Annotated in this window: 9 protein-coding genes and 1 pseudogene; 2 read left to right on the top strand and 8 right to left on the bottom strand. The window is 69.4% G+C overall.

The features are described from left to right. Window positions 1-2 precede the first annotated feature (2 nt). From HDA45_RS31210 to HDA45_RS31200, 3 genes are read right to left on the bottom strand one after another with little or no spacing between them, the layout of a single operon-like run. Complete coding sequence (locus tag HDA45_RS31210; protein ID WP_184901356.1) at window positions 3-830, bottom strand: ABC transporter permease; 828 nt, start codon at window positions 828-830, stop codon at window positions 3-5. Between the two features lies 1 nt (window position 831). Then, the gene (locus HDA45_RS31205) at window positions 832-1,647 is read right to left on the bottom strand and encodes an ABC transporter permease (RefSeq protein ID WP_184901354.1); all 816 of its coding nucleotides are present in this window, start codon (window positions 1,645-1,647) and stop codon (window positions 832-834) included. Beyond that, the gene (locus HDA45_RS31200) at window positions 1,647-2,561 is read right to left on the bottom strand and encodes an ABC transporter ATP-binding protein (protein WP_184906242.1); all 915 of its coding nucleotides are present in this window, start codon (window positions 2,559-2,561) and stop codon (window positions 1,647-1,649) included. Before HDA45_RS31200 ends, HDA45_RS31205 begins: the two co-directional genes overlap by 1 nt. 118 nt (window positions 2,562-2,679) lie before the next feature. Between HDA45_RS31200 and HDA45_RS31195 the strand changes: the two genes are divergently transcribed. After that, on the top strand, window positions 2,680-3,705 hold the full coding sequence (locus HDA45_RS31195; protein WP_184901352.1) for a M14 family zinc carboxypeptidase: 1,026 nt from the start codon (window positions 2,680-2,682) through the stop codon (window positions 3,703-3,705). Window positions 3,706-3,876: 171 nt separating this feature from the next. On the opposite strand, the gene HDA45_RS31190 is transcribed toward HDA45_RS31195, so the two are convergent. The 4 genes from HDA45_RS31190 to HDA45_RS31175 form a co-directional block, all read right to left on the bottom strand. Next, window positions 3,877-7,221 carry a phosphodiester glycosidase family protein gene (locus HDA45_RS31190; protein ID WP_184906240.1) on the bottom strand — a complete coding sequence of 1,115 codons (3,345 nt, stop codon included), beginning with the start codon at window positions 7,219-7,221 and terminating at the stop codon, window positions 3,877-3,879. 128 nt (window positions 7,222-7,349) lie between these two features. Next, complete coding sequence (locus tag HDA45_RS31185; RefSeq protein WP_184901349.1) at window positions 7,350-8,093, bottom strand: maleylpyruvate isomerase family mycothiol-dependent enzyme; 744 nt, start codon at window positions 8,091-8,093, stop codon at window positions 7,350-7,352. A 55-nt stretch (window positions 8,094-8,148) separates the two neighbouring features. After that, window positions 8,149-8,559, bottom strand: a complete 411-nt coding sequence (gene ndk, locus HDA45_RS31180) for a nucleoside-diphosphate kinase (protein WP_184901348.1) — start codon at window positions 8,557-8,559, stop codon at window positions 8,149-8,151. A gap of 64 nt (window positions 8,560-8,623) precedes the next feature. Further along, the gene (locus HDA45_RS31175) at window positions 8,624-8,971 is read right to left on the bottom strand and encodes a winged helix-turn-helix transcriptional regulator (RefSeq protein ID WP_184906238.1); all 348 of its coding nucleotides are present in this window, start codon (window positions 8,969-8,971) and stop codon (window positions 8,624-8,626) included. Window positions 8,972-9,083: 112 nt separating this feature from the next. On the opposite strand from HDA45_RS31175, the gene HDA45_RS31170 reads away from it, so the two are divergent. Beyond that, window positions 9,084-9,977, top strand: a complete 894-nt coding sequence (locus tag HDA45_RS31170) for an NAD(P)-dependent oxidoreductase (protein WP_184901346.1) — start codon at window positions 9,084-9,086, stop codon at window positions 9,975-9,977. Here the strand turns inward: HDA45_RS31170 and HDA45_RS31165 are convergent. Continuing rightward, a pseudogene (locus HDA45_RS31165) lies at window positions 9,931-11,492 on the bottom strand (alkaline phosphatase D family protein). The gene HDA45_RS31170 and the pseudogene HDA45_RS31165 sit on opposite strands and share 47 nt — an antisense overlap. Window positions 11,493-11,511 lie beyond the last annotated feature (19 nt).

Genomic DNA, 11,511 nt, shown 5'->3' with positions numbered 1-11,511 from the left:
GGTCAGCGCAGCAGGAGTTTCCCGAACCGCCGCGACGCCCCGTAGATGCCAATCGCCGCCAGCGCCAGCAGGTACGCGACGTTCCCGGCCATGCTCCACGACAGCACGCCGACCGAGAGGCCGCGCATCAGCTCGATCCCGTGGTACAGCGGGAAGATCCGCACGATCCACTGGATCGCCTCGGGGTAGACCGAAAGCGGGTAGAAGGTCGTGGAGAACAGGAACAGCGGCATCAGCACGAGATTGATGTAGTCGAATTGCGACACCGACCGCAGGAAGGTCACCAGCACGATGCCGACGGCCGAGAACGCCATCGCGATCAGCAGAGCCGCCGGGATCATCAGCACGGCCCACCAGGACCCTGGCAGCCCCATCGCTGTCATCACGCCGAGGAAGGTCACCGAGTAGATCCCGCCGCGCAGTACCGACCAGCCGACCTCGCCGAGCGCGATGTCCAGCGGCCCGATCGGGGTGGCGAGCATGGCGTCGTACAGCTTCGCGTACTTCAGCTTGAAGAACAGGTTGTACGTCGAGTCCAGGATCGCGCCGTTCATCGCCGACGCCGCGAGCAGACCGGGCGCGACGAAGGCGACGTACGTCATCGTCTGGCCGCCGGGACCGACGACCTCGCCGACGAGTTTCCCGAAGCCCAGCTGGAAGGCCATCAGGTAGAACAGCGGCTCGAAGGCGCCGGACACGAACAGCATCCAGACGTGCGAGTACGTCAGGAAGGTGCGTTCCATCACCGCCTTCGAACGGCCGCTGTACATCGACGGCGGCAGGACGCGCAGCAGCACCCCGCGCGGCGGATCCGTGGTGAGCACAGCCATTTCAGACCACCAGCCGTCGGTAGAAGTACTTGTGCGCCAACGCCCAGCCCACCCCGGCCAGCACGACGAGGAAGGCGAGGTGTCCCAGCGTGGCGAGCGGTCCGACGGTGCCGAGACTGACCGCCCTGGCGGCCTCGTTTCCGTGCCACAGCGGGGAAAGCCAGGCGATCCACCGCAGCGGCACGGGCAGTTCGGCGATCGGGAAGAACGTCCCGGAGAACAACGTCATCGGGATCAGGATGAACCGGAACACCAGGCCGAACCGGGCGCCCTCGTCGTAGGTGGTCGCGGCGAGCGCCATCACCGGGGTGCCGCAGGCGATGCCGGTGAGCGTCCCGATCAGGATGACCGCGAGCACGCCGAAACTCGTCCACGAACCGAACAGCGCGGCGATCACGGCGTAGATCGACCCCGCCAGGGTGAGCCGGATCCCGACCCAGATGATCTGGCTGCCGAGCACCTGTCCCGGGGTGATCGGGGACGCGGTGACGGCCACGTAGCTCTGCTGCCATTTGAACCCGGACAGCACCGGATAGCTGGACTCCCCCACCGCCAGCTGCGCGCCGCCGGCGACGAGCAGCGCGGGCGCGACGTACTCGAGGTACGAGAACCCGCCTGTCGCGGCACCCGCCTGCACCTGCGACCCGAATCCGAGCCCCATCGCGGCCAGGAACAGCACCGGCTGCAGGCCTGTCGAATACAACGTCGACAGCCAATACCGGCGGTACCACATCCAGTACCCCTCGACCCGCAGCCAGGCGCCGAGCCAGGTCGACACCACGCGGCCCGTCGAGGCCTTCGTCTCCGCCGTGGTCATCAGTCCACCAGCGTCCGGCCGGTGAGGCGGAGGAAGACGTCCTCCAGCGAACTCCGGCGGACCAGGCTCGACAGCGGCCGCAGCCCGCGCGCGTGCGCCTGTTCGAGGGTGGCCTCGCCGGTCATCGTGTAAAGCAGGACTCGGTCCGGCAGCACCTCGACGCGTTCGGCGAGGCCCTCGATCTGCTTCGCGGCCGCTTCCTGCTCGCCGTTCGGGAATCGCAGCTCCACGACCTCGCGGGTGGAGTACCGGCTGATCAGGTCGGCGGGCGAGCCTTCGGCGGCGATGCGGCCGTTGTCCATCACGACCAGCCTGTCGCAGAGTTGCTCGGCCTCGTCCATGTAGTGCGTGGTGATGATCAGCGTTGTCCCACCCGCCTTGAGCCGGAACAGCCTGTCCCACAGCAGGTGACGGGCCTGCGGATCCAGCCCCGTGGTCGGCTCGTCGAGCAGGAGCAGCTCCGGGTCGTTGACCAGGGACCGCGCGATGGTCAGCCGCCGCTTCATCCCGCCGGAGAGCGAATCGACCTCCGCGTCCGCCCGGTCGGTGAGCTGGGCGAACTCCATCAGCTCCTCGGCCTTGCTCCGCACGTGCGAGCGGGAGAGCCCGAAGTAGCGGCCGTAGATCTGGAGGTTCTGCCGGACGGTGAGCTCGGTGTCGAGGTTGTCCTGCTGCGGCACCACGCCGAGCCGCGCGCGGATCTTCGGCCCCTCGACGTCCGGATCCATGCCGAGGACCCGCAGGTCGCCGTCGCTGCGGGGGGACACGCTCGCGATCATCCGCATGGTGGAGGACTTGCCCGCGCCGTTGGGCCCGAGGAAGCCGAACGCCTCCCCGGGGCGGACCTCGACATCGATCCCGCGTACGGCCTCGAAGTCGCCGAAACGCTTGACCAACGCCTTCGCCTGCACCATCGCCGGTTCGTGCTCTGAGTCACCCACGGTTCGCACCCTAGGACCTGCCACCGACAAAATTCGACCGGTTTATCCGCACCCTTGTTGGACGGTCCCGGCTCGTCGATACTCACCGACCATGAGTCTCAAGCCCAGAATCGCCCTGTTGTCCGTTTTTGTCAGCGCCGGGCTCCTGGTGGCGCCCGCCGCGCAGGCAGCCGAGACCGCCGAGACCTCTGTGGACGGTCGGACCGTCGATCCGCGGCCCTCCACCGCCAAACTGGCCTTCGAGCTGCACAAACTCGCGCTGCTCAGCCACGGGAAGATCCGTGTGGACAAGATCGGCCGCAGCAACGAGGGCCGTCCGGTGTGGGCGGCCAGGGTCGGCCACGGCAAGACGCGGATCCAGTACGTCACCCAGCAGCACGGCGACGAGCCGCTCGGCACCCCCGCCGCGCTCGAGTTCCTGCGCCAGGTCGGCGTCGGGCACAGTCCGTGGGCGCAGAAGCTGCTCTCGAAGGTGACCGTCGACATCGTCGTGCGCGCCAATCCCGACGGGCACGAGCGCGACTGGCGCTACAACTACGACCCTGACGCCACTCCCGAATACGGTGAGAAGGGCAAGGGGTACGACATCAACCGCTATCACGACCCGGCTGTCGCGCCCAAGGACAACCCGGCCACGGAAGCGGGTCTGATCCAGCGGCGGAACGCGTCGTTCAAGCCGGACATCATGGTCGACTACCACATGCAGGGCCGCTACCGCGACGCGAACGGCCGCGAGATCACCGCTTCGACGCTGTGGCCGACGAACGCGGGCGTGAAACAGTCCGATGTGGACTTCGCGAAGCAGATCGCGGTCGTGGTGCAGCGGTCGATCGACGGCAACGGCGGCTACGTCTCGCAGTACCCCGGCGGTGACTACCAGGGCATCGCGCGCAACGGGTACGGGCTGCTCGGCAACGGCAGCGTGCTGATCGAACTGAGCCTCATCCCGGAGCGGGAGCAGCAGCAGATCCAGGACGCGCTGGCGTCGATGCTCGCGATCGCGCGGACCGCGGCCGACGGTTCGGTGCGGAAGGTGGACCCGGCGAAGGCCGATGCGATCCCGCCGCGGGGTCCGGCGCTGCCGGGCACGGTGGAAGAGGCGCACGAAGCCGCCTGACGCTCGTGGGCTGAAGGGGCCCTTCACCGCACGTGACGCGGTGAAGGGCCCCTTCGGTGCGTCCGACGCGGTGAAGGACGCTTTCAGCCCGCTAGCGTTCGCCACAGGGGCTCGTGAGTTCTCTCGGCGGGGAGGGCGACCGTGTCCAGTGGGGTGGCGGCCGTGACACCCTCACTTCACGGTGACCGACAGGCTCTTCGTGACCCCGTTGACGGTGACCGAAAGGTTCGCCACCCCCGGCCGCAGCGCGGTCAGCACCCCGGTCGCCGGGTCGAAGGACGCGACGTCCCAAGGCATCGCGGGCAGGAACCCGTCGGCGACATGCGTGCCCCAGCCGCCCTTCCAGTCCGCGCTGACCGGATACGAAACCGGCACCTGACGCGCTCCCTGCGTCACCACGGCCCGGATGTCCGCCTTCTGCCCGCGCGCCAGCGACGAGGGGCCGGACAGCGTCAGCGCGTCGACGTTCGGCCGCGTCTCGAACCGCACCGGCTGCGCCTTGTCCCCCGGCTCGAACCGGACCATCGTCCAGCCGACGAATCCGCCGTCGCCGGGTGCCGCCGCGGGCGACTTCCCGGAGTTGCCGTTCACCAGGTACGGCACGCCGTCCACGCGCGACAGGCTGAACACGCCCGCGTGCGAGGCGATCACGGCCGCTTGCTTTCCCGACTCGCGTTCGAAGGCTGTCAGCCAGCCTGTCAGCATGGCGGCCTCCTTGCGGTCGGCCAGCTGCGAATTCCCGGTGGGGCTCGGATCCTTGACCGGATGGTGCATCGCGACGGCCACACCGCGGATCCGCCTGTCGGTCTTCGCACCGTCGAGTGTCTCGCGCAGCATCCGGATCTGGTCGAATCCGCCCGCGCGCAGCGAACCCCGCGAGGAATCCATCAGCACCAGCCGGATCCCGGCGACGTCGACGACGCGGTGGGTCTCGCCGAACGCCGCCTGGAACTCGGCGAGCCCGTGCCCGCCGTCGGCCTCGTGGTTGCCGGGCACGTAGTACCACGGCGCCTTGCCGACCAGTTCCTGATCGATGATCGACCGCGCCAGCACGAAATCGGCCGCTGTCCCGCGGTCGACGAAGTCGCCGTTGATCAGCACGAGATCCGGTTTCGCCGCCACCGCCTCGCGCAGCGCGCGCCGGGCCTGGGCGACCAGCGGCCCGTCCGGCTGGTCGGCGGTGAACTGGGCGTCGCTGACCACGGCGATCCGGAGTCCGCCGGTCGCGGCGCCGTCGATGATCACCGCGGGATCGCGCGGCGCCGGATCGGCGGGGACGGCGGCCGCGGGCGCGACCTCGAAGGTGAGGTCGTCGAAGACCAGTTTTCCTTCGTACTGCTGATCGGGGACGTTCTCGACGGCGTAGAACTTCGTCAGCCGCTGTCCGTCGGGGAGTCCGGCCGGGATCGCCGCGCGAAGGTAGCGCCAGCCCGTCCAGTCGACGCTCAACGACAAGTCCACAACGGACGGAACGTTGGCGGCGTCACGGAGTTCCGCCCGCAGCCAGGCGCCCTTCGCGTCACCGTTGACCCACAGGCCGACGCGCTGGGTGCCGGGCGGCAACGCGATCGGCGCCGCCGAGTTGACGTAGGCCGCGCGCGTGGCGTTGGTCCCGTTCAGCCGGTAGTCCAGTGCGAGACCGCGGCCGCCGTCGCGGCCGGCCGCCTCGGAAAGCGCGGCTCCGACGACGGCCGGGAAAACGCTGGCGCTCCAGCCCGCCGGACCGTCCAGCGACGCGACCACGCGGGATTCCGTGCCGACGGACGCCGCCAGATGCGTCACCTTCCCGCCCGCGGTCGCGGTGATCGCCGAAGCGCCCGAGGCCTTCAACGCGGTCACCGCGAACCCGTCACCGGACGGCTCGATCCGCACCACCGCGGGGTCGTAATCGAGTTTGACGTCGTCGGGTTCGATCCACGTTCCGTAACCGTCGGCGTCGTAGCCGAGCACCTTGAACGCGCTCTTCGCGCCTTCACCGGACAACGCGACCTGCTCGACGCTGGTGCTCAGCCGGACCGGCGAACCGAGGACGTTCAGCGTGGTCTTGCCCAGGACACCGCCGCGCTTCGCGTAGACGTCGACATACGCGGGCGCGTCCGGGCGGAACCGGTCGGCGTGCGCGGTGAAGACGCCGTTCGTCAGCGTGCCGCGGAAGGGATTCGTGCTGAGCCACTGTGCCTTGCCGTCGACGGCGGCGCCGGTCTCGTCGTGGCCGCCGGCGGCGAGTTTCCGCGTCAGCCCGGAAAGCACGCGAGTCGCGTCGGCGGTGTCCTGCGCGGGACGGGGCGAGAAGCCGGTCAGACGGCCGCTACCGGGAACGGTGGTGACGCCGATCCCGTTGGGCACCAAGCGTTCCCCGCCGTCGGAGGGCGAGTTGCGAACCAGCGGCGCCTTCTCGCCTTCTTCACGGGCGAGCATGGTCGACGAGCCGCCGCCGTCGAGGTTGATGGCGTCGTCCGCGCCGAGCGACTTCATGTGGCGCGCGAGTTCGAGTTCCGTCATGCCGCGGCTGTCGGCCTGCCGTCCGTCGACGGTGGCGAGCCACATCTTCGTGCCGTCGGCGGAGAACCCGACCGCGGTCCGCGGGTGCATGGCGACGTTGTCGACGGGCTGGATCGCGCCGTCGCGCAGCAGGACGATGTTCCCGCCGATCGACACGGACAGCTTGCCCGCGTCGCTCTTCGGCGCGTACGCGACGCCCACCCTGTCGCCGGTCTTCAAGCCGGACAACGAGTCCACGCCGCCGTCACGGGCGAGCAGAACCGTCCCGCCCGCGGGGATCGGGCCGTCCGCGGGCTCCGGCCGCACCTGCGTGACGACACCGTCGGAGAGTTCGACCTCGACGACGCGCTGGGCACCGGCGACCGAGGTCCGCCGCGAAGAAGCGCCCCACAGCGGCGTGTAGACGCCGATCGCGGCACCCGTCAGCACGGGACTGTTGAAGTTCGACGCGGGCACGACCTCGCCGCCGGGCAAGGTGACCGACGCCTCGAGGAACACTTCCGCGAGACGCGCCTTGCCTTCTTCGGTGATCGACGCGGTCAGGTTGTGGCCGCGCGCGGGCGCCGTCTGGAGTTTCCCGGCGTCGATGCCGACGCCGATCGGCGCGCCGGTGGCGTTGATGTCGAAGAAGTCCCCGTTCACCCCGGCGACCGCGCCGGACCTGGCGACCTGCTGTGAAAGCGGTGTCCGCGCGGAAACCGTGCCAGGGCTGAGGTACGCCGGCTTGAGCGTCTTGCTGGTCAGGTCGACGGCGAGGGTGTCGCCGCGGATCCAGCCCGCCGGGTCGTACCGGTCGAACTCGGTGAGATTCAAGCCCGGTGCCACGCGCGAAGTCGCGCTGGTGGTCACGAGACCGTCGTCGGGCGCGGCCACGGCGTACGCGGACGGGCCCTCCTTCGCCGACGAAGCGGCCGGGGCGGCCTCGACGGGCGCCGGTCCGAGCGGAGCGGTCAACGGATCGGCGTGCGCCGGCGCGGCGACGAACAAACCGGGCAGCAGGGCAGCGAGCAACAGCAGGCGTGATCTTCTCACGAAATACCCCACGATCGAGTGACAGGCGGCTCAGCTCAGCACAGCGGACGTGAGCCGCCAGGAGAAGACCCCGAGGTGAACGTGAACCGAACGGCGTAGGGCGCCGAAGGTCAGGGTGTGAAAGGCCCGGCGAGGAAGGTTTTCGCCGCGGTGACGTCACCGGTGATCTCGAGGCCCGACTCGTCGAGCCCGACCCGTTGCCACAGCAGCAAGTCCAGCCCTTCCGCGGGGCCTTCGACGACGGCGTCCGCCGCTTCGGCGGGATCGACCTGTCGGGAGCCGGGAACGTCGTCTTCGCCCGGCGGTGTGATCAACCAGGCGTGTCCGGTGTCGGACGTCTTCAGCAGCAACGGAACGGTGACCACCGGCGGGGTGTGCCAGCGCTTCACCTTCGGCAGCATGCCGATGAGGACCTCGTCCGCGCCGTCGGCGGCGACGGACGGGTCAAGCGTGTACTCGGTTCCGGCCGCGCGATGCGCGTCGAGCAGATGCACCGCGGTCTCGTGGACCTGGCGGCGGAACCAGAAAGCCTTGATCTTGGCGGCGGAGGTGAAGTTCCAGGCGCTGTCTTCCGGGGAAGCCCCGCGCAGCGCCTCGACGAGTCCGTCCGCGCATTCGGCGTACCAGGCGGCGAGATCCGCACCCGGCTCGACGGCGAAGTCCTGCGGGGCGGGCTCGCCGGTCCGGGCGATCTCCGTCGCCCAGCGGTGGACGTTGCCGAGGTGGACGACCAGGTCACGCAGGCTCCAGTCGCCGCAGCACGGGACCGGCGCGGCGTGGTCCCCGGTGCGCACCACCTGCGCGAAACCAGTGGTGAGCTCCCGCAGTCGCGCCAGGTACTCGTCCGGTGTCATCGACAACCCCCAGGTCCGTGGATGGCGCGGTCTTCCCGCGCCATCCACGAGTGTGTCAGACCTCGGGGAACCAGAGCTTGAGCTCGCGCTCGGCCGACTCCGGGGAGTCCGAACCGTGCACGAGGTTGTACTGGGTCTCCAGCGCGAAGTCGCCGCGCACGGTGCCCGGGGTGGCCTTCTCGACCGGGTCGGTGCCGCCGGCGAGCTGGCGGAAGGCGGCGATGGCGCGCGGGCCCTCGACGGCGAGCGCGACCAGCGGGCCCGAGGTGATGAACTCGAGGAGGTCGCCGAAGAACGGGCGCTCCTTGTGCTCGGCGTAGTGCTCCTCGGCGACCGAGCGCTCGACGGTGCGCAGTTCGAGGGCGACGAGCTTCAGGCCTTTGCGCTCGATGCGCGAGATGACCTCGCCGACGAGGCCGCGCGCGACGCCATCGGGCTTGACGAGGACCAGCGTGCGTTCAGTCACGGCGGTATTTCTCCTTGGGTGGGTTTCGTGCTATTCGCCCGGAGCCTACTGGGTGCTTCGCCGCTCACTTCACGTCGGACCAGGGAATGGCCTCGATACGCTCCATGTGCTCCTCGCCCCACGCTCCCAGCCTGGCCATCGCGGTGTTCAACGAATGACCGAACCCGGTCAGCGAGTACTCCACCTTCGGCGGGACCTGGTGGTACACCTCGCGATACAGCAGCCCGGTGGCCTCCATCTCGCGCAGTTGCAGGATCAGCACCCGTTCGCTGATGCCCGGCACCGCGCGCCGCAACTCCCCGAAGCGCACCGGCCCGTCCTGGAGGGCGAACAGGATGAGCCCTTTCCATTTTCCGCCCATGACGGCGATCGCGGCGTCGAGGCCACAGGTGAACGTCCGGTTCTTGGTCATCGTCACACTCACATTTTTGTCAGTACCCGGCAAAATAGTAGGTACTTGAGCAAAGGTACGCGACGCCCCAGCATGAAGTCATCCCGAAGATTTCCTTTGACTGGAGCAAAAAATGCCGAAAACACCGGTGACCGTCCTGGGGCTCGGTTCGATGGGCGCCGCCCTGGCGGGCGCTTTCCTTTCGGCCGGGCATCCGACAACGGTGTGGAACAGGACGGCTTCGAAGGCCGATCCCCTTGTCGCCCGCGGAGCACGCCGAGCCGGGACGATCGAGGACGCCGTGCGCGCGAGCCCGTTGATCATCGCCTGCCTGACCACCTATGAGGACACCCGCGCGGTGCTGGAACCGGCCACGCTGACAGGACACGCGCTGGTCACCCTGAACAGCGGTTCCCCGGCGGGAGCGCGCAGGATGGCCGAGTGGGCGACGGGCCGGGGCGCGCGGTTCCTCGACGGCGCGGTCAAGAACATCCCGTCGGCCGTGGGCGCGCCGGACACGTTGCTGTACTACGGCGGTGACAAGGCCGTCTTCGACGAACACGGGGACACGTTGCGCGTGCTGGGCGGCGACACCGTCCACCTCGGTGAGGAGACCGATCTCGCCGCGCTGTACGAAATGGCCGTCGGCGGCACCCTGTTGCCCGCGCTGGTCGGGTTCTTCCAGGGTGCCGCCGCGCTGCGGTCGCGCGGGCTCGAAGCCGGAACGCTCCTGCCGTACGCCACCAAGTGGTTCGAGATGATCATCTCGGCACTTCCGATGTACGCCAAGGAAATCGACAGTCGCGACTACTCGGCCCCCGCCGCGTCGGTGGACATCTTCCACGCCGGCGCCGTCGCCGACCTCGAACTGGCCGAGGAAGGCGTCGACGTCGCATGGCAGCGTCCGCTGCACGACCTCGTGCGGCGGGCCGCCGAGGCCGGGCACGGCGATCAGAGCATCGCGATCCTGACGGAGCTGCTCAGCGTTGAGGTTGCAGGGTCTTCGACCACAGCGAAGCGCCCGTAGCGTCCCTCAGGTCGACTGTGAGCGTGCCGCTTCGTCCGTCGATGTTCACCTCGCCGAAGTGCTGGAAACCGTCGGCGGGCGAGGTGTTCGCGGCGGGCGGCGCGTGCACGAACACCGCTTCTGGCCCGAAGGTCGGGTCGAGCGTGTTCGGACCGAACGCGCCGGCGTTGAGCGGACCGGAGACGAACTCCCAGAACGGGTCGAAATCGGTGAAGGAAGCGCGATCCGGCGAGTAGTGGTGCGCGGCGGTGTAGTGCACGTCGGCGGTCAGCCAGACGACGTTGCGCACCCGGCGCCGCGCGATCTCCCGCAGCACCCAGGCGAGTTCGGTCTCGCGGCCGCCGGGCGCGCCGGGCAAACCGTTGGCGACGCCTTCGATGCCCTTGCCGTCCGGGACGGTGAGACCGATCGGGAGGTCCGCCTGGACGATCTTCCAGGTGGCGGTGCTGCGGTCGAGCGCGTCGACGAGCCAACGCGCCTGGCGGTCACCGAGGATCCGGCCCGGCGCGGTCTGGTCCGCGGTGTTGGCGTCCTTGTACGTCCGCATGTCCAGCACGAAGACCTCGGCGCGGGAACCGTGGCGGAAATTGCGGTACACGCGGCCGTCGACGGCCTGGCGGCGGTCGATCGGATGCCATTCGTGGAACGCCTGGAACGCCCGCGCGGCGAGCACGTCGACACGCTTCTCGGTGTACTCGGGACGATCGTTGAGGATCTCGCCCGGGTACCAGTTGTTGACGACTTCGTGGTCGTCCCACTGGACCTGGGCGGGGACGTTCGCGGTGAAGCGCTTGAGGTTGTCGTCGAGGAGGTTGTAGGCGAACTGGCCGCGGTACTCGTCGAGCGTCTCGGCGACCTTCGACTTCTCCGGGGTGACGATGTTGCGCCACACGCGACCGCCGGGCAGCGCGACGGTCTCGGTGAGCGGCGCGTCGGCGTACACCGTGTCTCCACAGTGGAGGAACAGGTCGGGACGGCGGTCGGCCATCGCGCGGTAGATCGTCATACCGCCGCGTTCCGGGTTGATACCCCAGTTCTGCCCGGCGACGTCACCGGACCACACCAGACGGACGTCCGAGCGGCCGAGCGGCGCGGTGGCGAACCGGCCGGTGACGGCCTCGCCGCACGTGCGGCCGTCGAGGGATTCGGCGGTCACGCGGTAGTGGATCTCGGTCCCGGCGGGAGACCGGCGACGCGGACCTTGCCGGTCCCGCCGGTCTCCGGGCTCATCACCGGCCCGCGCACGCGGCGCGCGTGACGGAACGACGGATCCCTGGAGACCTCCACGATCAGCCTCGAAGGCCTGTCTGCGCGCGACCAGACGATGCCGGAGCCGGTGGTGACGTCGCCGGACTGGACACCATGGGTGAGTACGGGGCGGTCGCGGCGGAGCAGCGGGACGGCGCCGGGCGCGGCGGTCGCGGTCCCGGGGAGGAGCAGTCCGCCCGCGACGGCCCCGGCGCCGGTGAGACCGGCTTTGAGCAGCGTGCGGCGGTTGTGGTGGGAAGCGGTCATGGCGCGGTTCTATCCCGTG

Source organism: Amycolatopsis umgeniensis (assembly GCF_014205155.1).
GTDB classification, from domain to species: Bacteria; Actinomycetota; Actinomycetes; order Mycobacteriales; family Pseudonocardiaceae; genus Amycolatopsis; species Amycolatopsis umgeniensis.
The sequence above is the reverse complement of the archived record's forward strand: the minus strand, read 5'-3'. Positions and strand labels throughout refer to the sequence as shown.